General features: G+C 58.5%; 23 protein-coding genes. 14 read left to right on the top strand and 9 right to left on the bottom strand.

Going from position 1 to position 21648, the window contains the following annotated elements; genetic code table 11:
- On the top strand, positions 1–415 hold a 415-nt coding region (locus ACPYOI_RS27095), incomplete at its 5' end, for a dihydroxyacetone kinase subunit L (RefSeq protein WP_481423609.1).
- Between the two features lie 70 nt (positions 416–485).
- Here ACPYOI_RS27095 and ACPYOI_RS27090 read toward each other — a convergent pair.
- Both ACPYOI_RS27090 and ACPYOI_RS27085 read right to left on the bottom strand, forming a co-directional pair.
- The gene (locus ACPYOI_RS27090; RefSeq protein ID WP_481417612.1) at positions 486–611 is read right to left on the bottom strand and encodes a hypothetical protein; all 126 of its coding nucleotides are present in this window, start codon (positions 609–611) and stop codon (positions 486–488) included.
- Positions 612–637: 26 nt separating this feature from the next.
- A complete protein-coding gene (locus ACPYOI_RS27085) occupies positions 638–1054 on the bottom strand; it encodes an organic hydroperoxide resistance protein (protein ID WP_481417611.1) in 417 nt (138 codons plus the stop codon).
- Positions 1055–1486: 432 nt separating this feature from the next.
- On the opposite strand from ACPYOI_RS27085, the gene cyoA reads away from it, so the two are divergent.
- Genes cyoA through cyoD form a run of 4 tightly spaced genes read left to right on the top strand, consistent with a single transcriptional unit; the run spans position 1487 to position 5533 of the window.
- The gene (gene cyoA / locus ACPYOI_RS27080) at positions 1487–2416 is read left to right on the top strand and encodes a ubiquinol oxidase subunit II (RefSeq protein WP_481417610.1); all 930 of its coding nucleotides are present in this window, start codon (positions 1487–1489) and stop codon (positions 2414–2416) included.
- Between the two features lie 2 nt (positions 2417–2418).
- Positions 2419–4431 (top strand): cbb3-type cytochrome c oxidase subunit I, encoded by a 2013-nt coding sequence (locus ACPYOI_RS27075; protein ID WP_481417609.1) that lies wholly within the window; start codon positions 2419–2421, stop codon positions 4429–4431.
- A complete protein-coding gene (locus tag ACPYOI_RS27070; RefSeq protein ID WP_481417608.1) occupies positions 4428–5123 on the top strand; it encodes a cytochrome c oxidase subunit 3 in 696 nt (231 codons plus the stop codon). Before ACPYOI_RS27075 ends, ACPYOI_RS27070 begins: the two co-directional genes overlap by 4 nt.
- On the top strand, positions 5120–5533 hold the full coding sequence (gene cyoD, locus ACPYOI_RS27065; RefSeq protein WP_481417607.1) for a cytochrome o ubiquinol oxidase subunit IV: 414 nt from the start codon (positions 5120–5122) through the stop codon (positions 5531–5533). Before ACPYOI_RS27070 ends, cyoD begins: the two co-directional genes overlap by 4 nt.
- Before the next feature lie 186 nt (positions 5534–5719).
- Here the strand turns inward: cyoD and ACPYOI_RS27060 are convergent, their stop codons facing one another.
- Both ACPYOI_RS27060 and ACPYOI_RS27055 read right to left on the bottom strand, forming a co-directional pair.
- Complete coding sequence (locus ACPYOI_RS27060; RefSeq protein ID WP_481417623.1) at positions 5720–7972, bottom strand: CDC48 family AAA ATPase; 2253 nt, start codon at positions 7970–7972, stop codon at positions 5720–5722.
- 186 nt (positions 7973–8158) lie between these two features.
- A complete protein-coding gene (locus ACPYOI_RS27055) occupies positions 8159–8740 on the bottom strand; it encodes a helix-turn-helix domain-containing protein (protein ID WP_481417606.1) in 582 nt (193 codons plus the stop codon).
- Positions 8741–9321: 581 nt separating this feature from the next.
- Between ACPYOI_RS27055 and ACPYOI_RS27050 the strand changes: the two genes are divergently transcribed.
- Positions 9322–10527 carry a sensor histidine kinase gene (locus tag ACPYOI_RS27050; protein WP_481417605.1) on the top strand — a complete coding sequence of 402 codons (1206 nt, stop codon included), beginning with the start codon at positions 9322–9324 and terminating at the stop codon, positions 10525–10527.
- Positions 10528–10662: 135 nt separating this feature from the next.
- On the opposite strand, the gene ACPYOI_RS27045 is transcribed toward ACPYOI_RS27050, so the two are convergent.
- On the bottom strand, positions 10663–10932 hold the full coding sequence (locus ACPYOI_RS27045) for a XapX domain-containing protein (protein WP_481417604.1): 270 nt from the start codon (positions 10930–10932) through the stop codon (positions 10663–10665).
- 72 nt (positions 10933–11004) lie between these two features.
- The gene (locus ACPYOI_RS27040; protein ID WP_481417603.1) at positions 11005–11661 is read right to left on the bottom strand and encodes a hydrolase; all 657 of its coding nucleotides are present in this window, start codon (positions 11659–11661) and stop codon (positions 11005–11007) included.
- Between the two features lie 415 nt (positions 11662–12076).
- Here ACPYOI_RS27040 and ACPYOI_RS27035 point away from each other — a divergent pair, with 415 nt between their 5' ends.
- From ACPYOI_RS27035 to ACPYOI_RS27000, 8 genes are all read left to right on the top strand, one after another.
- Positions 12077–12772, top strand: coding sequence for a response regulator transcription factor (locus ACPYOI_RS27035; protein WP_481417602.1), 696 nt, complete (start codon positions 12077–12079; stop codon positions 12770–12772).
- Between the two features lie 174 nt (positions 12773–12946).
- Positions 12947–13573, top strand: coding sequence for a hydrolase (locus tag ACPYOI_RS27030; RefSeq protein ID WP_481417601.1), 627 nt, complete (start codon positions 12947–12949; stop codon positions 13571–13573).
- A gap of 57 nt (positions 13574–13630) precedes the next feature.
- A complete protein-coding gene (locus tag ACPYOI_RS27025) occupies positions 13631–15508 on the top strand; it encodes an amidohydrolase (protein ID WP_481423608.1) in 1878 nt (625 codons plus the stop codon).
- Between the two features lie 11 nt (positions 15509–15519).
- Positions 15520–15993: a DoxX family protein gene (locus ACPYOI_RS27020; protein ID WP_481417599.1), complete on the top strand. Its 474-nt coding sequence runs from the start codon at positions 15520–15522 to the stop codon at positions 15991–15993.
- A gap of 8 nt (positions 15994–16001) precedes the next feature.
- Positions 16002–16181: a hypothetical protein gene (locus ACPYOI_RS27015; protein ID WP_481417598.1), complete on the top strand. Its 180-nt coding sequence runs from the start codon at positions 16002–16004 to the stop codon at positions 16179–16181.
- 31 nt (positions 16182–16212) lie between these two features.
- The gene (locus ACPYOI_RS27010; protein ID WP_481417597.1) at positions 16213–16731 is read left to right on the top strand and encodes a Dps family protein; all 519 of its coding nucleotides are present in this window, start codon (positions 16213–16215) and stop codon (positions 16729–16731) included.
- Positions 16732–16849: 118 nt separating this feature from the next.
- On the top strand, positions 16850–17692 hold the full coding sequence (locus tag ACPYOI_RS27005; RefSeq protein WP_481417596.1) for an alpha/beta fold hydrolase: 843 nt from the start codon (positions 16850–16852) through the stop codon (positions 17690–17692).
- A 67-nt stretch (positions 17693–17759) separates the two neighbouring features.
- Complete coding sequence (locus tag ACPYOI_RS27000; protein ID WP_481417595.1) at positions 17760–18437, top strand: YoaK family protein; 678 nt, start codon at positions 17760–17762, stop codon at positions 18435–18437.
- 97 nt (positions 18438–18534) lie between these two features.
- On the opposite strand, the gene ACPYOI_RS26995 is transcribed toward ACPYOI_RS27000, so the two are convergent.
- The 3 genes from ACPYOI_RS26995 to ACPYOI_RS26985 form a co-directional block, all read right to left on the bottom strand.
- Positions 18535–19449 (bottom strand): helix-turn-helix domain-containing protein, encoded by a 915-nt coding sequence (locus tag ACPYOI_RS26995; RefSeq protein ID WP_481417594.1) that lies wholly within the window; start codon positions 19447–19449, stop codon positions 18535–18537.
- Between the two features lie 103 nt (positions 19450–19552).
- Entirely contained in the window at positions 19553–20458 is a 906-nt protein-coding gene (locus ACPYOI_RS26990) for a helix-turn-helix domain-containing protein (protein WP_481417593.1), read from the bottom strand.
- Positions 20459–20713: 255 nt separating this feature from the next.
- On the bottom strand, positions 20714–21648 hold a 935-nt coding region (locus tag ACPYOI_RS26985; RefSeq protein WP_481423607.1), incomplete at its 5' end, for a LysR family transcriptional regulator.

Raw genomic sequence — 21648 nt, 5'->3', positions numbered from 1 at the left:
GGCAAGGACTGCACCATCGACCATGGGCACGCTCACCGCCACGGGTTTTCTGCGCGCCGGCAAAGCGTTGGAAGGGGCAGAGAGCCTTGGCACGGTTGAGATCGCGGCGTTCTGGCGCGCCTTTCGCGATGGCGTAGCCGAACGCGGCAAGGCCAAGGTCGGCGATAAGACGCTTCTTGACGTCCTCGATCCGATCGCATCGACTCTGGAAGCGGCCGCGGCCGCGGGCAAGCCGCTCAAGGAGAGTCTTGCTTCCGCGACCGCTGCGGCCGAAGCGGCTCTTGAGGGCACCAAGGCGATGGTAGCGCAGCACGGCAAGGCTGCGGCATTCCAGGAAAAGACCGTCGGCCTTCAGGATGCTGGCGCGACGGTCGGTTATCTCATCATCGAACGCATGTCCCGCTTCGTGGCGTGAGATCGCATGTGACAGATCGCCGGGCTGCTCGGGATCGCCGAGCGGCCCGGCCCACTTGCTTAATCGTATCTTAGCGGTTCGCGGCCACCGCGGTGAGCAGACCTGTCAGAGGCGACGGCTCCCGGGAAGATAGGTCATAGACGCAGGGCGCCGCAAAAACCGCCGCGACCAAAGCACAGATCATCATCCGTTTCATCTTACCCCCTCCTGGATCGGCAAACATCAGACAAACGCGAACTCGACGTGAATATTGCCGCGCGTCGCCTTCGAATAGGGGCAGGTCTGGTGCGCTTCGTCGACGATCGCACGGGCAACCTCGGGTTCGATGCCCGGCAGGCTGATGTTCAGCCGCGCCTGAAGGAAGTAGGCATCGTCGGTCGTTCCAAGATCGACTTCCGCGTCCACGGCCGTATCCGGCGGCAGTCTGAATTGGCGTCGGCCAGCGGCTTTTGTCATCGCACCGATGAAGCAGGCCGACCAGCCGGCGGCGAAGAGCTGCTCCGGATTGGTGCCGGGCTTTCCACTGCCGGGAGGCGAGAGCTTGACGTCGAGCTGCGCATCGTCGCTGCGCGCGAACCCGTCGCGTCCGCCGGTCGTCCGGGTCTTGCCAGTATAGAGAACTTTCTCGATCCTCGTCATGAAACACTCCTTTGTTTCGCCGCCACCTGGCGGCATCTGCTGACGGGAGTGATTTGCCGGACCGGCGTATCCGGCATGTTTCCGGAAGTGCCGAAAATGTATCAAAACGTAGCGCCTGCCGAGACGGATAGTTTTTGCCTGCAACGCGCAGACCACCGGACCGGCGCACTCGCGATTGCAGGCGCAGAAGTTCATGCCTACGCGGTCCAGGTCGCAAAGGCTCGCCGCCAGGCGAGCCTTTGCCGCTCTTACTCTGCGTCCTCGCAACACGGCCTTTCCCCGCCAATCGCGGACTTAAGCGGGGATCTTGGCCTAGGCGAACACTTCTCAGCTGGATTTGGCTATTTCGAAGGATCGCCGCGGGGTGTATAGCTGACCATGGGAACCCCTTCCGGTTTAGGGAATTGGGCGCCCGAAAAAGGGAGGCTTCGAATGACCCCCTCGAGACCCCTGAGAGTCACGCGTACTCACGCCAGCCGCGCCTACATCCTGGGCCTCATTGGCCTTGGACTTTCTTCCTGTTCGCCCGCCGTCTTGAATTCAGTCGGTCCCGTGGGCGCGGGTAATGCAACGATTCTGATAGATGCTACGGTGATCATGCTGGCCATCGTCGTTCCGACGATCCTCCTCGCCTTCTGGATGGCCTGGCGCTATCGGGCCTCGAACCCGGATGCCGAATACCTCCCGTACTGGTCCTACTCCGGCCGCATCGAGGCCGTTGTCTGGTCCATCCCGATCCTCACAATCATGTTCATCAGCGGCCTGATATGGATCGGTTCCTACAAGCTCGACCCGTTCAGGCCCTTGCCGTCGGAGGCCCCCCCGCTGGAGGTGCAGGTCGTGTCGCTCGACTGGAAATGGCTGTTCATCTACCCGCAACATGGGATCGCCACGGTCAACCAGTTGGTGGTGCCGACGGGCACGCCGGTCCGTTTCTCGATCACGTCCGCCAGTGTCTTCAACGTCTTCTTCGTACCGCGCCTGGGATCGATGATCTACGCCATGCCCGGCATGGTCTCGCAGTTGAACCTGCAGGCAGACAGCTCGGAGACGCTCCTGGGAATTTCGGCGCAGTTCTCCGGCGACGGCTTTTCTGACATGCAGTTCGAAGTGCGAAGCCTGCCGGCTGCCGAGTTCATGCCTTGGGTCGACGGCGTCAGGAACACGGGCCCGGTGCTGGACCAGGCCGCCTATGGCGAGTTGCTGCAGCAGAGCCAGCGCGTGCCGCCGTCCACCTACCGCGCTACGGATCCGCACCTGTTCGACGCCGTGGCGAGCCAGAAGATCCCGCCAGGCCCGGGACCACAGCCTGAGGCTCCGGAGCATGCCGGACGCGAAGTCTCCACCGGTGGAAAGGATTGATCATGTTCGGAAAGCTCAGCCTTTCAGCAATCCCATTTTCGCAACCGATCCCGTTGATCACGTCCGCCGTCATAATTCTCATCGGGCTTGGTGTGTTGGTCCTAATCACCATAAGAGGCTGGTGGCCGTACCTGTGGCGCGAGTGGATCACGAGCGTCGACCACAAGCGGATCGGCGTTATGTATTGCCTGCTTGGTGTCGTGATGTTGATCCGCGGCTTCGCCGACGCCATCATGATGCGAACGCAGCAGGCCGTGGCGATCGACGCTCCAGGCTATCTGCCCCCTGAGCACTACAACCAGATCTTCACCGCGCATGGCACGATCATGGTCCTGTTCGCGGCGATGCCGCTTGTACTCGGTTTCATGAACTTCCTGGTTCCGCTGCAACTTGGCGTCCGCGACGTGGCCTTCCCGACCTTTAACTCGGTCGGCTTCTGGTTGACCGCTAGCGGCGCCCTGCTCGTCAACGTCTCGCTTTTGGTCGGCGAGTTCGCCCGCACGGGCTGGCTGCCCTACCCGCCCCTCAGTGAGACCACGTATTCGCCGGGCGTTGGCGTCGATTACTATCTCTGGGCGGTCCAAATTTCAGGGATCGGCACCCTGATCACCGGGATCAACATCGTCACCACCGTGCTGAAGATGCGCTGCCGCGGCATGAGCTACCTGCGGATGCCAGTCTTCTGCTGGACGGCGCTCGCGTCGTGTCTGCTGATCGTCGCCACCTTCCCGATCCTGACCGCTACGCTTGCCATGCTCACTCTCGATCGCTACGTCGGCTGGCACTACTTCACGAACACCGCTGGCGGAAACCCAATGATGTTCGTGAACCTGATCTGGGCGTGGGGCCATCCGGAAGTATACATCCTCGTTCTACCGGCCTTCGGCATTTTCTCCGAGGTCTTCTCGACATTCTCGGGCAAGCCGTTGTTCGGCTACCGGTCCATGGTCGCGGCCACCTTGTTCATCTGCATCGTCTCCATGATGGTGTGGCTGCATCATTTCTTCACCATGGGCGCGGGCGCGGCGGTCAACACGTTCTTTGGCATCTCCTCGAGCATCATTGCCGTTGGGACCGGCGTAAAGATCTACAACTGGATCTTCACGATGTATGGCGGTCGAGTGCGCTTCGAGACCTCAATGCTGTGGTCCATGGGCTTCATCTTCACCTTTATCATTGGTGGTTTGACCGGTGTGCTGCTTGCCATCCCACCTGCCGATTTCATGACCCACAACTCGATGTTCCTGGTGGCGCACTTTCACAACGTCATCATAGGCGGTGTCGTGTTCGGCATCTTTGCAGGCGTGGAATTCTGGTTTCCCAAAGCCTTCGGGTTTCGATTGCACGCAGGCTGGGGCAAGGCCGGCTTCTGGCTCGCGTTCATCGGCTTCTGGGTGACGTTCACGCCCCTCTACGTGCTGGGCCTCGACGGCATGACGCGGCGCCTGCAACACATCAACATCGCCGAGTGGGGGCCATGGCTTTACGTCTCCGTGCTCGGTATCGCAATCCTCATCCTCGGCGTGATCTCGCAGATCGTGCAACTCGTCGTCAGCATCCGTGACCGTGACAAGCTGCGCGACGTGACCGGCGATCCTTGGGATGGACGCTCCCTCGAATGGGCCACCCCGTCGCCACCGCCCTTCTTTAACTTCGCCGTGATGCCGAATGTCGAAGGAGAGGAGGCCTATTGGGGAATAAAATTGCGCGCCGTGGAAACACAGCAACTGTCCCCGGAGCCGAACTATGTGCCGATCGAAATGCCGGTGAACAGCCCAGTAGGAATCTATACGGCATTCTTCTCCACAGTCTTCGGCTTTGCAATGATCTGGTACATCTGGTGGCTCGCCATCGTCGCTCTGGTGGCGGCCTTCGTGGGCTTCGTCGTCTTTTCCTGGCGTGACGTCCACGAGTTCGAGGTGCCGGCCGACGAGGTGGCGCGGGTGGACCGTGCCCGACGTGCGGCGCGCGAAGCTCTTCTCCATCGCCTGTCCCAGCAAGGGGCTCTGCCATGACCGACACCGGACTGCCCGCCAGCGTCGAGGCCATTCGCCGCGTTCGTGAAGATCCGCACAGGCTGGGCCATCGCGCCCACGGCCCAGCAGAATCCCTGGAAGGCACTGGACGGGGATCGACAGGCCCGGCCGGGAAAAGGATCCTCGTGGGCTACGGCTTCTGGATATACCTGCTGAGCGACATCGTCATCTTCTCCTGTTTCTTCGCGGCGTTTGCAGTTCAACGAGGAGCCACGGCGGGCGGCCCCACGATCGCGGAAATCGTCGACGTCCGCCGGGTGGCCTTCCAGACCGCGGCGCTGCTGCTCTCCAGCTATGCCTGCATGCTGTCCTTCGCGGCGACCAACGCGAGAAGCCGCCTCTGGACGCAGGTATTCCTCCTGATCACCGGCCTGCTGGGACTCGTATTCGTCCTGCTCGAACTGCAGGAGTTCATCGAACTGGCCAACCGGGGCATCACGCCGCAACGCAGCGGCATGCTGACGTCCTTTTTCGGCCTCGTCGGTCTGCACGGGCTGCATGTCACTGCCGGCGGGGTGTGGCTTGCGACCATGATGGCGCAGGTTCAGATTAAGGGCTTCCGGCGCGAGATCATCCACCGTCTGATCTGCTTCAATCTTTTCTGGCATGCGCTTGATATCGTCTGGATCGGCATCTTCACGATCGTCTACCTTATGGGGAGCGGCACATGAGCAATCTCGAATCCGACCCGCCTCTTCGCGCCGGCGCATCGAACGATCGGGAAGACCATTCGCCGGGAGACGAGCCTCCGGAGGACAGCGGCCATTGGGTGCTTAACGCGAACCTGGGGCTCGGCTTCTCCATCCTGCTTACCGCTGCGGCCTTTCTTCTGGCTGGCTCGAATATCATCTACACCCCGTCAATTCCTGTCGCTCTCATCGTGCTCGCCATCGCCCAGATGGGCGTCCATCTGGTGTTCTTCCTCCACATCACCACGGGCCCTGACAACACCAACAATGTCCTGGCGCTGGCGTTTGGAATCCTGGTGGTCTTCCTGATCGTGGTGGGATCGATCTGGATCATGGCCAACCTCAACCAGAATCTGATGCCGATGGATCATATGCTGCAAATGCAGCCGTAGGCATTGCGGGCAACCGGGGCCTTTGCAATGGTTCAACTGAATGGTGCCAGCTTGCCAACACTGGCAGCGGGGCATGGCGTTAAGACGCCAAGTTTAAAATTCAGTCTCGCCACTATGATGTCGCGAGACTGAATTTCCGGCCGATCAAGTAAAACGGCCAGAACTCATCGCTGGTTCAACAGCCAGTCACCTGGCAGTCTGACGGAGCGATGTGAACCCGTACCGCTTCGGCTGAGGGTTTTCCTGGCGCAGCGTCCGCAACATATCCTCGTACTCGCGTTCGACTTCCGGCGTTACGGACGGCCGGACTTCTTGAAGCGCCTTTGAGAAGTGCTCGTTGGTTACCTGCGACACATCCATTGATTCACGCAAGGCGATCAGCCCCGCGCGGCGCGTAAGGTCTTCAAGATCCGCACCGGTGAACCGCTCTGTTTTCTCCGCAAGATCATCGAGCTGAACGTCGTCGGCAAGCGGCATTTTCTTGGTATGGATGCCCAGAATTTTCCGCCGCGCCTTTGTGTCAGGAACAGGAACGTAGACCAGTTCGTCGAAGCGGCCAGGGCGCAAGAGTGCCGGATCGAGAAGGTTCGGACGGTTCGTCGCCGCCATAACCACGACACCCTGCATATCCTCCAAACCATCCATCTCAGCGAGCAGCGTATTGACGACGCGTTCGGTCACCGCTGGCTCACCGAGGCCACCGCCTCTGACCGGAGCCAGAGAGTCGATCTCGTCGATGAAAATGACCGTGGGAGCGACCTGTCTTGCTCGCTCGAACAATCTTGATACCTGCTGCTCAGACTCGCCATACCACTTCGAGAGAAGATCGGACGATTTAGTCGCCACAAAGTTAGCCTCTGCCTCGCGCGCGACCGCCTTGGCGAGAAGCGTTTTGCCCGTACCTGGAGGCCCGAAAAGCAGGAAGCCCTTGGCAGGCCGGATACCCAGCCGCTTGAACGATTGAGGAGAACGCAAGGGTAGCTCTACGCCCTCCTTGAGCTTGACCTGGGCCTCGTCGAGACCGCCAACGTCTTCCCAGCGAACATTGGGGGCTTGGATCATAATTTCACGCAGTGCCGACGGCTGTATTCTCTTCATTGCGGAAAGAAAGTCGTCCTGTCCGACCGCCAGGTTTTCAAGAACTTCGGAGGGGATTCCGTCTCGGAGATTGATGTTCGGCAGGACGCGCCGAAGAGCATCCATGGCCGCCTCTCGAACAAGCGCGCCAAGGTCTGCACCCACGAAGCCGTATGTCGTGCGCGCTATCTCATCGAGATCGGTGCCTTCTGCAAGCGGCATGCCTCTCGTATGAATGCCCAGCACTTCGCGGCGTCCGTTTTGGTCCGGAACACCAATGACGATTTCCCTGTCAAAGCGACCAGGACGGCGCAGTGCCTCATCGATCGCATCGCGCCGGTTGGTCGCTCCAATCACAACGATGTTCTGGCGCGGCTCCAGCCCATCCATCAGCGTCAACAGCTGGGCAACAATCCGTCGTTCGACCTCACCGGTGACTTGCTCGCGCTTGGGCGCAATGGAGTCGATCTCGTCTATGAAGATAATCGAAGGGGCATTTTGGGACGCTTCCTGGAAGACCTGCCGCAACCGTTCCTCCGACTCGCCATATCGGCTGCCCATGATTTCCGGTCCCGCGATGTGATAGAAGTTCGCCTCCGTTTCGTTAGCCACCGCTCTTGCCAGCAATGTCTTGCCAGTACCGGGCGGACCGTAAAGTAAAACGCCTTTGGGCGGATCGATGCCCAGACGCTGAAAAAGCTCCGGATGCCGAAGCGGCAGTTCCACCATCTCGCGCACCTGAGCCACCGAGGAGCCCAGGCCGCCGATGTCATCGTACGTCACATCCGCACGCCTGGCCTCCTTCGGTTCTTCGAACTGAGGACGAAGCTCTACGACCGTTCCCTCGTTCATCTGAACTATGCCGCGCGGCTGCGTGGACACGACGACAAGTCTGATCTCCTGAAGCCCGTAGGCAGGAAGATCGATGAGGCCACGAAGGATTTCGTCCGAACCTCGGTCCCTTCCGCCGATCCGCTGTTGCACAGAGGTCGACACGACATCGCCAGCCACCATCGGCCGACGAAGGAATGTTCTTTGAAGAGCCTCACCCGATCCCTGCAGCCGCAGATTCTTCTGTGCGGGTGCGAGCACCACCTTTGTGGCGGGCCGAGCTTCGGCTTTTCGAACTTCAATATGATCGCCGCTAGTCGCACCAGCATTCACTCGCTGGAGCCCGTCCAGTCGAACGATGTTCAATCCCTCGTCTTCGGGATATGGCCGCATTGCAATGGCGGCCGTGTGCCGCTTTCCGACCAGTTCTACAAGATCCCCTTCTTTGACGCCGATCTTACTCATCACCGCCGACGTCAGTCTCGCGACGCTGGCCCCAGCGTCTTGGGGCCGCATGTTTGCGACCTGCATTTGGATGCTCGATTCTTCGGACACGTTTAGCCTCTCTTATTCGTCGAGATCATTATCACTTAGAAGATGATTGATGCCTGGAAAGTGCTCGGGGCGAAGTTTAACGGGGCATCTTGGATGAGATGCAAAGGGGGCCGTCCAGCCGGGAGACCGATGGGGGTCAACTTCTGCTAAGATGGCCCCTGCTCAGCTCGCTGTCATCAGCATATCGGGCCGCCTACTGTATCGCCGCCATGCGCTCGGTGTCATTCCCGTGGCCCGCCGGAAGATACGCGACAGATGAGCTTGGTCTGCAAGGCCACAATCCAGGGCAATTTCGCTCAACGGAGCGTCGGTATGCGCCATCTTGTGCTTGGCGTGCTCCACCCTGCGACTCAAGATGAAGTTATGTGGGGAGGTGCCGAAACTGACTTTGAATGCGGCTGAAAAATAGCTCGTGCTTAACTTTACCAACTGAGCAAGATCGTCGAGCGATATCGAATTCGACAGATTTTCTTCGATAAACCGCTTAAGTCTGTTTACTTGCCAGGGAGCCAAGCCGCCTACGGCAATCCGCTGTCGTTCGTTGTCGGCATCATTCACCACCCCGTATGGGCGAAGGAGATTGGACGCTTTCTTGATCAGGTCGATCGCGATAGCCTCATCGCGTTCCACGCACGTTATGGCGTGCATGACAAGGCGGGATACTTCGTTCGATGTGTCCGTATTAATTTGACTGAAGTTCAGCGGAACGTCGTTCGTGAGAACAGCGGTGCTGGCAGGCATCATCGGTCTCTCCATAACTCGTAAAGTGATGTTTACGGGTTGATATTGAAGCGAATTCTGCCTTGAACAATCGTACGATCATTGTGTTTTGCTAGACATCAGTTCTAGCGGACCATACCTTTGTATGATTGCTGTCCCGTCGGCTGTCTCTGGGAATCGTTGAAATCCCCACCAAGCGTAGGACGATTTCGGAAGGTTGCTACTCTGTGGCATGAGACAGAGCCACAGAGAACTCAGGTTCAAGAAGATCAAGCTCCGAAGCGATTCCGAACTGCTGATCCGGCGGCGTAGATTTTTTGAGATAAAATCTCGTGCGATCGCGATCGCAAGGTGTTAGCGCGGCACTGGGACGAGCATCGGCCTGATCGAATTGCAGCTGCAGGGAAGTCCAAGGCAGTGTCCCACCTTCGTGCTTAACAGCGACAGCACTTCCAAAAACTCCTCCTTCTGCCCGCGACAGCTTTGCCAGCATGTTCGCCTTACAACCGATCCTCTTATAAGCTATCAGCGTTACGCCGCGAAAACTTGAACATATCGATTGCATGTTGAAACCTGACAGCAGGGGACTTGGAGCCCATCAAGACATGAACGGTTCGGAGAAAGAGACGAGCTTCTTTTCGGCCTCGCCACTGAGCTTAGTCAGGCTGGATATCCGTAAAACGCGGGCCCTGATCAGCCACCTCCGTATCATTGAGACGAGCGATCAGACCTCGTGCGATCAACCGACTATCTGCGGAATTACCAACAGTGCCACGATACTTGGCGCCAATCGCTCAGCGAAGACGCTTCTAACAGTCGCCGGAGAAGCCCTGCCTGAGCGGATTGCCGGTCTCCTTCCCGAGACCCTTCAAAGACAGTTTGCCGACGGTCTGATTTCCTTGGTGAAAGGCGCAAACCATTTTTCGTTCGAAGGCGTCCTGAAGGCCGCGAACGGCAACGATATTCCGGCTGTTCTCAACGCATGGCTCGATGGGTATGAACGGCCGGCGTCGGAGGTGTGTGTGAGCATCACTCAGGTCAACCAGTCCAACGACCAAGTGAAAACCGCTCTTCTTGGCGAACTGGCCCATGCCGCCAGAATTTCGTTATTGGGCGAGCTGACTGCTTCGATCTCGCATGAGGTCAATCAGCCTCTAAGTTCGATCGTCACAAGCGCCGAAGCAGGTTTGCGCTGGCTTAGCAACGATGAGCCCAATCTTGAGGAAGTGAAATCGCTGCTCGAGCGCATTGCAAGCAGCGGCAAGCGTGCCGGTGACGTAATTGCCGCATTGCGGGGAATGGCACGCAACACCAAACCCGCAAGAACTGCCGTATCATTGCCAATCCTGATCGACGAATGCGCATTAATCCTTCGCGCTGACCTTGCAAGACGGCAGGTGGGATTGCGGGTCGAGCTATCACCTAATCTTCCCGATGTCCTCGCCGATCGAACTCAGATTCTTCAGGTAATCGTTAATTTGGCCACGAATGCCGCTCAAGCCATGTCCGATGGTCACGCTTGGAACAGAAGCCTTGCTATTCGAGCGCAAGAGCAACGAAGCAATCGAGTTTTGATTGAGGTAGAGGACAGTGGCCCAGGCGTGGATCCCAAGGTCCGCGATAAGCTCTTTGAAAGCTTCTCCACCACGAAGGCCGCAGGAACCGGCCTGGGCCTGGCGATTTGCCGGTCAATCGTGGAGGCGCACGACAGCAAGATCGAGCTTCAGTCGTCCTTGTATCTCGGCGCGCGTTTCAGTTTCAGCCTTGAAACGGCTCAGGCTGCCTCCGCGTCGGCGGTGCGCCAGGGATGACCCCACGCTCGGCAGCCGCAAACGCAAAGACTTCATCTTCATAGAAATGGAGTCTCTGCTCGCGGCGTCGTGGCGATGCCTCGAGGAGCGAGCGGCCCCTTAGCCGCTCTGCAGGGATGACGATCTCTTGGAGCGCTACACGTTGGTATCGACTGGCGTTTTAGATGGCTTCTGGGCTGCCGGCAGGTGCCCAAACATGTGCGGCTTGATTTGATTTAGCCACGAGACCACCGCAGGCTCCTTGTTCCAGAGTGTCTTTGAGAATGGCAAAATCTGTTCGCCAACCAGAATCCCAAGCAGACCGACGAGCGCCACGACCGGTGGTGCTGGCGAGCGAACATTCAACAGGCTGTAAACGATGCCGACGATCAGACCGGCGCCCAACGATAAGAGATAGACCTTCACGAGAAAAACCCTCTTCAAGCAAAAGTGCCGCTCCGTCGAACGAGCGAGGAGCGGCAGACTTTTCCGATAACCTCAGTGGCCTTCAGAGACGTTGAACATCGTCTTGGCATAGATAATACCAAGGCCGTAGGCACCGCCGAACTTCCTGGCAATGCCGGTCGTCATGTCGTAGGTTTCGGTGCGAGCCCAGTCGCGCTGCAGTTCGAGCATGTACTGGAGCGAAGTCATCGGCTGAGCGCCGGCCTGAACCATACGATCCATGGCCCGGTCATGGGCCTCATCGGAAACATCACCGCAGGCATCCGCCAGAACATAGACCTCAAAGCCCTGCTCGATGGCCGAGAGAGCCGGGCCGACGATGCAGACGCCGGTCCAGAGTCCGCTCAGAACGATGCGCTTCTTGCCGATGCGGTTGACTTCGTCGATGACGGCCGCATCTTCCCAGGTGTTCATCGAGGTGCGGTCGAAGAGCTTCTGACCTGGAAACGCGTCGGTGATTTCCGAGAACATCGGACCGGAGAAGCTCTTTTCAGCAACCGTCGTAAGGATCGTCGAAACGCCAAACCCTTTGGCTGCGTGAGCCACGAGGGCCGCATTGTTCCGCAGATTGACAGCGTCGATGCTCTTGGTCGCGAAAGACATCTGCGACTGGAAGTCGATCATGATCAGAGTATGGTCTTTCGGCGTCAGGAGCTTGGAACCCGGCGTCGGCGTTGCTTTGTCACTCATCATGAATTCCCTCTCGTTATGCAGAATTGCAAGAGCGAATTTGCGACAAATCGATACTCGCTGCTTGTCGCATACAAAGGTCGTTTGGATTTTTCTATTTTGAACGTGAGCAGCGATGGCAAAAAGATTGAGGCGGGTGGCACCGTCAATCGCCTCACCGAAAGGAATCTCAGGCAAGCGCCTCTAATTTTTGGAACAAAAGTGCCGTGAATTGACGAATGCTCCCACTTTAAATTTGCGCCTATGGCGATTCCCGCGCGCTGGTGGTAAGCCCTCGGAATAGCTTCGAAAACGGCTTCGGAGGGTTTGCCATGCCAATGCTGACCGTACGTGACAACACCCGCCTTTATTACAAGGATTGGGGTAACGGACATAAGGACCGGCTGAATAGCGATTTGCTGGCATTCTGGCGCCAATGAGCGTTTCGCGCAACGATCAGGCGATTGTGTACATCGTCGAAGATGATGAGGAAGTAAGGCTGTCGCTGGGCAGCTTGTTTCGGTCTGTCGGATTGAGAGCGCAGCTCTTTGGAAGCGCCCGTGAGTTTCTTGATGCGAAACGAGTGGATGGAACCAGCTGCCTGGTCGTCGATGTCAGGCTCCCCGGGCTTAGCGGACTGGACTTTCACGAGCAGCTGATGCGAGGGGGATCATTCATCCCTACGATCTTCATCACCGGATACGGTGATATCCCGATGACGGTTCGTGCAATGAAGGCAGGCGCGGTCGATTTTCTTGCCAAGCCATTTCGCGACCAAGACATGTTGGACGCCGTCGCTTCGGCACTGGAAATCGACCGTCGGCGAAGATGCGAAGAAGGCGAATTGGCAGCCCTCAAAGCTCGGTTCGCGGAAATGAGCCAGCGTGAAAGGGAAGTCATGGCCCTCGTGACGAAAGGCCTGATGAACAAGCAGGTTGCTGGAAAGCTCTCTCTAAGCGAAGTCACGGTCAAGATCCATCGCGGCTCCGCGATGCGGAAGATGGAGGCGCGGACTTTGGCAGATCTGATCAAAATGGCGGAGCTGCTTAACCTGCCAAGCGACTACGGGCCTTTTAAAGCCGAAAGCGTGAGGCGATCGCCTCGTTTAGCTTCTGAAGGAGGCCGTTCGTAGTAAACGGCTTCGCGTCGAGCACTGCCGGTCACGACCCGCCCAGACCGTCTATCCGCGTACGGCTGCGATAACTTTTGAACTGTTTTGGAAAAAAACAGCGATTCTATCCAAGCCAAGCGGGAACATGAAAGTTAAGTGTTCGCTTCAATGCCACTGGAACTCTGGAGCGAATACATGACCGATCTTCCGCTGTTAGAACCCGGTCAACCTGTCCTTCTTATGGTCGACCAACAGGCTGGACTGGCATTTGGTGTCGGATCTGCGGATCGCCAGCTTCTGCTGAGCAATGCCGTTGCATTGGCTAAAACGGCCAAGGTTTTCAATATTCCAACGATCGTTTCGACGTCGGCTTCGAAGGTCTATAGCGGACCGCTCCTGCCTCCGATAAAAAACGTCATACCCGATGTCCCAGTTATCGAGCGGCGCAACATGAATGCGTGGGAAGATGACGCCGTCCGCAGCGAGATTGCCAAGACGGGCCGCCGTAAACTGCTTGTCTCGGGCCTTCTGACTGAGGCTTGCGTCTCATTCCCGGTTCTATCGGCGTTGTCGGAGGGTTACGAAGTTTTCGTCGTTGGCGACACCTGCGGCGGTCTTACGCTGGACAGCCACAACCTTGCGCTTCGCAGGTTAGAGGCGGCGGGGGCGACGATGACTTCATGGATCCAAGTCCTGCTGGAGCTTCAACGCGACTGGACGCGTAAGGAAACCTACGACGGTGCCCGGGCAATCGTGGAAGCGCACGCAGGGGGCTACGGCATCGGCCTCGCCTACGCGCGGGATATGATCCATCCGGTCTAAGCCGCCTGCCCGCATCAACTTCTCGACTGCAATTCTCTTGAAACCCGGGAGCTATCCATGACAGCCGACATCATCCTTCACCACGGCCTGATCACCACGCTCGATCGTTCCAACCCGGCAGCGAGCGCCGTCGCCGTCAAGGAGGGCAAGTTCCTCGCTGTCGGCGATGACCACGAGATCATGGCGCTCGCTGGCCCGAATACGAAGATCGTCGATCTCAAGGGCAAACGCGTGCTGCCGGGGCTGATCGACAACCATACCCACGTCGTCCGCGGTGGCCTGAACTTCAACATGGAGCTCAGATGGGACGGCGTGCGCTCGCTTGCCGACGCCATGAGCATGCTGAAGCGGCAGGTGGCGATCACCCCGCCGCCGCAATGGGTGCGCGTGGTCGGTGGCTTCACCGAACACCAGTTCGCCGAAAAGCGCCTGCCGACTATCGAGGAGATCAACGCGATCGCCCCCGATACCCCGGTCTTCATCCTCCATCTTTATGACCGGGCCCTGCTCAATGCCGCAGCCCTGCGCGCCGTTGGCTACACCAAGGAGACGCCGGAGCCGCCCGGCGGCGAGATCACCCGCGATGCCAATGGCAATCCAACCGGCCTGCTGCTCGCAAAACCCAATGCCGGCATCCTCTATGCGACGCTTGCCAAGGGACCGAAGCTGCCCTTCGACTACCAAGTCAACTCAACCCGGCACTTCATGCGCGAGCTGAACCGTCTCGGGGTCACCGGCGTTATCGACGCCGGGGGCGGCTTCCAGAACTATCCCGATGACTATGCCGTCATCCAGAAGCTCGCCGACGAGGGGCAGATGACGGTGCGGCTTGCCTACAACCTCTTCACACAGAAGCCGAAGGCCGAAAAAGAGGACTTCCTCAACTGGACTGCCTCGGTGAAGTACAAGCAGGGCGACGACTATTTCCGTCACAACGGTGCCGGCGAGATGCTGGTCTTCTCCGCCGCCGATTTTGAGGACTTCCGCCAGCCGCGCCCCGACATGCCGCCGGAAATGGAAGGCGAGCTGGAAGAGGTCGTGCGCGTGCTGGCCGAAAACCGCTGGCCCTGGCGGCTGCACGCCACCTATGACGAGACGATCAGCCGCGCGCTCGACGTCTTCGAGAAGGTCAATCAGGACATCCCGCTCGAGGGCCTCAACTGGTTCTTCGATCACGCCGAGACGATCTCCGAACAGTCGATCGATCGCATCGCGGCGCTTGGCGGCGGCATCGCCGTCCAGCACCGCATGGCCTATCAGGGCGAGTACTTCGTCGAGCGCTACGGCTTGGGCGCCGCCGAAGCCACCCCGCCCGTCGCCCGCATGCTGGAAAAAGGCATCAAGGTATCGGCCGGCACGGATGCCACCCGCGTCGCCTCCTACAATCCCTGGGTCTCGCTTGCCTGGATGATCACCGGCAGGACGGTTGCCGGCATGCAGATCTATCCGCGCCGCAACTGCCTCGATCGCGAGACGGCGCTGCGCATGTGGACGGAAAACGTCACCTGGTTCTCCAACGAGGAGGGCAAGAAGGGACGCATCGAGAAAGGCCAGTTCGCCGATCTGATCGTGCCGGACAAGGACTTCTTCGCCTGTGCCGAGGAGGAAATCTCCTTCCTCACCTCTGACTTCACTATGGTCGGTGGCAGGATCGTCTACGGCGCCGGCGACTTTGCCAAACTTGACGAGAACCCCGTTCCGCCCGCCATGCCCGACTGGTCGCCGGTCAAAACCTTCAAGGGCTACGCCGCCTGGGGCGAGCCTGAGGGTGCCGGAAAGAACTCGCTGCACCGCCGGATGATCGCCTCCTGCGGCTGCGCCAACGACTGCAACGTCCACGGCCACGCCCACGCCAATGCCTGGGGCTCAAAGCTGCCGGTCGCCGACCTCAAGAGTTTCTGGGGCGCACTCGGCTGTGCCTGCTGGGCTGTTTAAAGGGGACAACGATGCAAGCAAACACGAATTCTAAGCCTGAAGCCGAGGTGCTAAAGGCCTTTGGGGCATCCCGCAGCGTGGAGTTCATCGCTCTGCTCGGCCTTTGTTCAGCCTATATCCAGGGACCTCTCGTCAAGATTTTCGATTTCAACGGCGCGATGGCGGAAATGGATCATTTCGGTTTGAGGCCGACGATGTTCTTCGCGGTCGCGGTCATTGTCTTCGAACTTGCGATGTCGGCTCTGATCCTGGCCGGTGTCTTCCGTTGGGCAGCCGCCCTGGCGCTTGCGGGATTCACGCTGTTTGCGACTTTCCTCGCAGTTCGTTTCTGGGAACTTCCGCCGGGAATGGAACGCTCAATGGCCATGAACACCTTCTTCGAACACCTTGGTCTCGCCGGCGCATTCGTGCTGGTCGCCCTTTACGATCTTCGGGGAAAGGCCGCTCAGGATAAGCGACGCGTTCACAATACGCATTCAACGTGAGGTGTCTTATGACCACGAAGATCGACCCGAAGACAGACAGTCAAAATCCCAGTTCGTCCCGACAACCCACGGCCGAGGCACGCCGAGCAACCGAACAATCGCGTGACCGCGAACAGGAACGGCTCGATGAGGCATTGCTTGAGACGTTCCCCGCCAGCGATCCAGCCGCGTCCGGGCGGATGGAGTGATTTCAAAACTCTGAATACCCAGGAGAAGAGAATGGAAGCGCCTTTAAAGGCACGCCGTACGGCATCATTGCACACCCCCACTGGACTAAGCGAGCAGGCTGTTCGAGACATTTCGGCGGGAGCGACTACGTTGCTCGCAGACGTCTTCGCGCTCTACCTCAAGACCAAAAATTTCCACTGGCACATGTCCGGTTCGAATTTCCGTGACTATCATTTGCTGTTGGACGACCACGGCGATCAACTTTTCCAGATGACCAATCCGCTTGCTGAGCGTGCTCGAAAACTGGGTGGGACGACGTTGCGTTCGATTGGCGACATCGCACGTCGTCAGCGCATCGACGACAACGACGCTGACTTTGTGCATCCCCATGAGATGCTCGCTGAGCTCCGCGAAGACAATGGCTCACTGGTAGCCAGCATGCGCGCACTCCACGGCACGTGCGACGAGCACGGGGACGTTGCCACAGCAAGTCTGCTGGAGAATTGGATTGACGAGGGCGAACAGCGAGTCTGGTTCCTGTTTGAAATTCTTCGCGGTACCAACGCCTAGTCGCTGCCGACAAATCGCATCGTTAAGGGTCGCGGGTGCGGCGTTTTCCGCTGCAACGGCTGTTCCGGAGCTCGCATTCCCGAAATCAACCAGCACCTCCCCGAAAGGAAATTTCGAAATGACCGACGGTTTCGTGAAGACCAAGGACGGCGTGAATATCTACTACAAGGATTGGGGTCCGAAGGATGCGCAGCCGATCCATTTCCATCACGGCTGGCCGCTCTCGTCGGACGATTGGGACGCCCAGATGCTGTTCTTCGTGCAGAACGGCTACCGCGTCGTCGCGCATGACCGCCGCGGCCATGGCCGGTCGTCGCAGGTCGCAGATGGTCATGACATGGACCATTATGCCGCCGACGCCTCTGCCGTCGCCGAGCATCTCGACCTGAAGAACGCCGTTCATATCGGCCATTCCACCGGCGGCGGCGAAGTCGCACGCTATGTCGCGAAGTTCGGGGAGCCGCAGGGCCGCGTCGCCAAGGCCGTGCTCGTCAGCGCCGTGCCGCCGCTAATGCTTAAGACGGAATCTAATCCCGGCGGCCTGCCGATCGAAGTCTTCGACGGCTTCCGCAAGGCGCTTGCCGACAATCGTGCGCAGTTCTTCCTGGATGTGCCGACCGGTCCGTTCTACGGCTTCAACCGTCCCGAGGCGAAGGTCTATCCCGGCGCCATCCACAACTGGTGGCGGCAGGGCATGATGGGCAGCGCCAAGGCTCACTATGACGGGATCAAGGCGTTCTCAGAGACCGACCAGACGGAAGACCTGAAGAAGATCACCGTCCCCACCCTCGTCATGCATGGCGATGACGACCAGATCGTGCCGATCGCGGACTCCGCGGAGCTCTCCGTGAAGCTTCTCAAGAACGGCACGCTCAAGGTCTACAAGGGCTATCCCCATGGCATGTTGACCACGCATGCCGACGTGATCAATCCGGATCTGCTCGCCTTCATCAAGGGCTAGGCTGAAACCAGGCCCGCCTTCGCGAATTCGTAGGCGGGCCCTCTTCCATGGACGTCGAGGGGGCGTAATGAGACGGGTACCACTTTCTGTTCTTCTAAGCTTCAACGGCGGCTACGTTGACACCGCCGGCTTCCTTGCCCTGCAGGGATTGTTTCCGGCGCATGTCACTGGAAACTTCGTGACGCTTGGAGCGACTGTCGTGATGGGAGGCTCGGGCGCCCTACCGAAGCTCTTGGCCCTGCCCGTCTTCTGCGTGGTAGTGCTCCTCACCAGAATTGTCGGCCTATTGCTGGGCGCTGGAAAGCCGGTGCTCAAATGCCTGCTGGCCACAAAGGTCGTTCTGCTGTTCGCAGCAGCGGTCTTTGCCCTCCTATACGGACCATTTGGGAACGCCAACAGTGTCGCGAACCTGGTCATGGGCATGACGCTAGTCTCTGCGATGGCCGTGCAGAATGCTCTGCATCGCGTCTATCTGGCAAAGTCGCCGCCCTCGACGCTAATGACCGGCACAACGACCCAGATCATGCTCGATCTCGCGGAAATCGTCGCCGGCGAAAAGGGTGAGAGTGCAGCCCAGGCCTATAGCCGGGTCAAGAAGATGATCGTTGCGGTAATCGCCTTTGCGCTTGGTTGCGCGTGCGCCGCGCTGGCGACTGTGGTCTCGCCCGTGTGGTGCTTCTTCATTCCCGCCGTCTTCAGCATCTTCTCCTTTGTGGCGAGGATTGAGTCCCCCGAAGGCGGTTGAACGAAGCCGGAAGCTTGAATTGACGCTCTGTGCTCGGGCTTCCTGCGGATTGGGTCGATGACTGACTGCGGGTGCCAGCTAGCGCCTGTTCTGCCGGCTACAGATCGTCTTCTTGCTCGGTGCTCGTTGAAGAAACGGGCCGGTACTGCCGTCGCCACTTGCCCGGTGTTTCGCCAGTAACTCCCCGAAAAACCCGCGTCATATGGCTCTGATCGGCAAAACCGCACTGCGTGGCGATATCGAGCATCGAGGCATCCGAGAGCAAAAGATCTTTGACCTTTGCAATCCTGTACTCGATGACCCAGCGATACGGCGTTTTACCGAAAGTCTCCTTGAAGGCCCGGATGAAATAGCTCCGCGATAATCCGCAGATGCCCGCGAGTTCGACAACCGAAACCTGATTGAACGCGTGAGAGGTCAAGAATTCGAGCGCTCGCTTTTCCTGCCATGGCGCAAGAAGGCCGTTCTTTTTTGAAGGAAAGTATTGATTGCCATACGTCTGTGTTAAATGCGCCAGCAGGACAAGGCCAATTTGCTCAAGAAAGAGCGGATTGGGTTCATGCGCACTCACGAGATAAGGCAAGATCGCCTGGGCGAGACCCAATATAACCTCGTCCCTGGTACCCGGTAGACATTCAAACCCGTCGAATTGCGGCCTCCCAAGCTCGTCCAGGAACGAGCGAACACAGGACAAGGGGATATTGAAACGGACATTATCGAACGGAGACAAGTGATGGCACTGCCACTCTTCTCTCAGGTCCGTGATCGCGATCGCCGCCTTTGGATGTCCGCCCTCGAACAGAAGCTTACCGTTCCGCCAAAGACGATGCATCCTGAAATCCACGAGCTGTACGATAGCGGATACCGCCTCCTCACGCTTGCTGGGCGGCGCAATTGGGAGATCGTCTTCGTCGGAGCTGAGGCGTGTTACTGTGATGGCAGACGCCTTGACGGTCCATTTGTTCACTTTGGCGGCGAAGGTTGCCGAAGTACTTTCAGACTCTCTTTCCAACGTCACCATCCGCAAAGTGGTTTACGAGTGATGTCACCGTATGACAATCCTTTTGTAAAATGCAACGATTTCTCGGACGCAGACCAAAGCATCAAGAGAAAGATCAATTGACGCGTCTGTTTTTCCAAGCGGCCGGAGTGACGCCTACTTCCTTGGCGAAGACTTTCGTAAAGTGGCTTTGATCCACGAAACCGCATGCCTTGGCAATTTCCCGCAACGTCAATTGGTGCTCTGAAAGAAATTCTTTAGCAGCATCGACTCTCGCCCGGACGAGCCACTGGTGGGGAGTGAGCCCGGTGACTCTCCTGAAAGCTTGTGAAAAGTGGTTTGCCGAGAGGCCGGTTACCGCTGCGATATCGGAAACCGATAATTCGCGAGCGAGGTTCTCTCGTATGAACTCCTTGGCAACTGCCTGTCGGTGGTGCGACAGGACCGCGTCGCTCTTATTTGCCCTGACGTCAAGGCAATCCTGCAAGAGATGCGCGGCAACCGCGATCCCCAAGTGACCTAAAATCGCTTCCGGAGAAGCGGACTTCCGCTCAAAAAGGGAAAGCAGGACCGTCCCCAGGTTGCTGATGACGGGGTCGCGCTCGGCCCTTCTGCACCGAAGCTCTTTACCGACCAGCCCGGACGAAAGGGCCGCGACCTCTGCAATCAGCGATTTTGGCAGGGTGATCGCAATGGACGACAGCGTCCTTTGCAAGCTCACAGAGGCACCCCCCTCACATAGGTCGACGAGGCAAATGGAGCCTCGACCGCAAAACCGCGGCGGACCCAAACTTCCATCCGCTTTGATGTCGCAATGAACCGTGTCATCGAGATACAGCATCACGAGGTATGCATCGCAGCTTGGCAGTGTAATCCGTGGAAGCTCGCCAGGACCGGCTGTTCTGTATATTTTGGTGACCTCGATCGGCGACGATTTCAAAGGTACAGCCCGAAGCGAACACCCCTCCGGAACGCCGAAGAACGGCGCAAGAGATATGAAACCTGGATAGTCGAGATTCAATCTCTTTCCTCCCAGCGCGGAGCAGGTCACGAACGGCAAAATACAACCGATCGGCGATAACTTCACATCTCTGCTCTCGCTTGAGGAAATGTCAAGCCCGGGGGACCTGAATGCTGATTTAGTCGGTTGATAAAGATCCTCGCCGCAAAAAGCCGAAGCGCTGCGTCACAAAGAGGCAGTACTCCGAGGGTGCGATCGAGAGGTGACCATGACGGCGCCATGAGAGCTTCACAGGGAGATCCGCGTAGCTCTAGGTCAAGCGTCGTCGTCAAATCTGGAATCGACGATGGTCGAATATGGCAAAGAGGCACGATGTATCCGGCGAACGAAATCTCTGACGAAGGGGCCGAGGTTTTCATCATCGAGCGGTGACCGTTCCTCACTGCGCCGAACCAGATAGAGTGTGCGGTGTAAAGTTGGACGTACGATGCGGCGGATCGCGAATATCCCGCGGTTAACGCCGTCGGCAACGCTGCCATAGGGCAGAAAGCTGCTTCTGCCTTCGCTTACACGCGAGCGAATGGCGGAAACGGATTGTATGTCGGTCGTGATGCGGCACGGAAGCGACAGTCGCTGCGCGGTACGCATGACGAGCGAGCCGATGCCGCGCCCGCCTGCGAAACAGGGTTCCTCAGCCAGCGCTTCAGCGAAACTGATCGGGCCTTGGCCCCGGGCATGCCTAGCCGAGGTGACGAACACCAGCTCATCCTCGATGACGGCTTCGCGCACGAGGTTGGGGCGGCTCTCGACATCGTAGGCCAGCGCCAGATTCAACTCCTTACGCTCCAGCGCTTCAATCAAGGCAAAACTCAATTCCTCGACCAAGTGCACGGCCCTTGCCAGGCGTCGTTCGCCGGCATCAATCAGGATGTTTGCGCCAACCAGTCGCATTCGGCTGGGCGTGAGGCCGATAACAAACGGCTTGGTAGCCATATTGGCGGCAGAACGCACGTCCCGCACCGTCCGTTCGAGATGTTGCTCGAGCTCGTTGTAGCGTTCGAAAAGCAGCGCTCCAGCATCTGTCGGAACGACCCCGCGTGAATGGCGATCGAACAGCCGCACGCCCATTTCCCGTTCGAGCTCACGAATCTGGATGCTGATCGCCGTCTGCGCAAGTTCCAGTTGCGATGCCGCATGTGAGATATTGCCTGCCTTTATCACTTCGGCAAAATATCGGAGCTGTCTGAGAT

It is taken from the genome of Rhizobium sp. SVR5-2C, assembly GCF_056755115.1.
The sequence above is the reverse complement of the archived record's forward strand: the minus strand, read 5'-3'. Positions and strand labels throughout refer to the sequence as shown.

Excerpts from the sequence above, each read along its gene's own strand:
- ACPYOI_RS27090 (WP_481417612.1), bottom strand. The coding sequence starts at position 611 with ATGAAACGGATGATGATCTGTGCTTTGGTCGCGGCGGTTTTTGCGGCG.
- ACPYOI_RS27085 (WP_481417611.1), bottom strand. The coding sequence starts at position 1,054 with ATGACGAGGATCGAGAAAGTTCTCTATACTGGCAAGACCCGGACGACC.
- cyoA (WP_481417610.1), top strand. The coding sequence starts at position 1,487 with ATGACCCCCTCGAGACCCCTGAGAGTCACGCGTACTCACGCCAGCCGC.
- ACPYOI_RS27075 (WP_481417609.1), top strand. The coding sequence starts at position 2,419 with ATGTTCGGAAAGCTCAGCCTTTCAGCAATCCCATTTTCGCAACCGATC.
- ACPYOI_RS27070 (WP_481417608.1), top strand. The coding sequence starts at position 4,428 with ATGACCGACACCGGACTGCCCGCCAGCGTCGAGGCCATTCGCCGCGTT.
- cyoD (WP_481417607.1), top strand. The coding sequence starts at position 5,120 with ATGAGCAATCTCGAATCCGACCCGCCTCTTCGCGCCGGCGCATCGAAC.
- ACPYOI_RS27060 (WP_481417623.1), bottom strand. The coding sequence starts at position 7,972 with ATGCAGGTCGCAAACATGCGGCCCCAAGACGCTGGGGCCAGCGTCGCG.
- ACPYOI_RS27055 (WP_481417606.1), bottom strand. The coding sequence starts at position 8,740 with ATGATGCCTGCCAGCACCGCTGTTCTCACGAACGACGTTCCGCTGAAC.
- ACPYOI_RS27050 (WP_481417605.1), top strand. The coding sequence starts at position 9,322 with ATGAACGGTTCGGAGAAAGAGACGAGCTTCTTTTCGGCCTCGCCACTG.
- ACPYOI_RS27040 (WP_481417603.1), bottom strand. The coding sequence starts at position 11,661 with ATGAGTGACAAAGCAACGCCGACGCCGGGTTCCAAGCTCCTGACGCCG.
- ACPYOI_RS27035 (WP_481417602.1), top strand. The coding sequence starts at position 12,077 with ATGAGCGTTTCGCGCAACGATCAGGCGATTGTGTACATCGTCGAAGAT.
- ACPYOI_RS27030 (WP_481417601.1), top strand. The coding sequence starts at position 12,947 with ATGACCGATCTTCCGCTGTTAGAACCCGGTCAACCTGTCCTTCTTATG.
- ACPYOI_RS27025 (WP_481423608.1), top strand. The coding sequence starts at position 13,631 with ATGACAGCCGACATCATCCTTCACCACGGCCTGATCACCACGCTCGAT.
- ACPYOI_RS27020 (WP_481417599.1), top strand. The coding sequence starts at position 15,520 with ATGCAAGCAAACACGAATTCTAAGCCTGAAGCCGAGGTGCTAAAGGCC.
- ACPYOI_RS27015 (WP_481417598.1), top strand. The coding sequence starts at position 16,002 with ATGACCACGAAGATCGACCCGAAGACAGACAGTCAAAATCCCAGTTCG.
- ACPYOI_RS27010 (WP_481417597.1), top strand. The coding sequence starts at position 16,213 with ATGGAAGCGCCTTTAAAGGCACGCCGTACGGCATCATTGCACACCCCC.
- ACPYOI_RS27005 (WP_481417596.1), top strand. The coding sequence starts at position 16,850 with ATGACCGACGGTTTCGTGAAGACCAAGGACGGCGTGAATATCTACTAC.
- ACPYOI_RS27000 (WP_481417595.1), top strand. The coding sequence starts at position 17,760 with ATGAGACGGGTACCACTTTCTGTTCTTCTAAGCTTCAACGGCGGCTAC.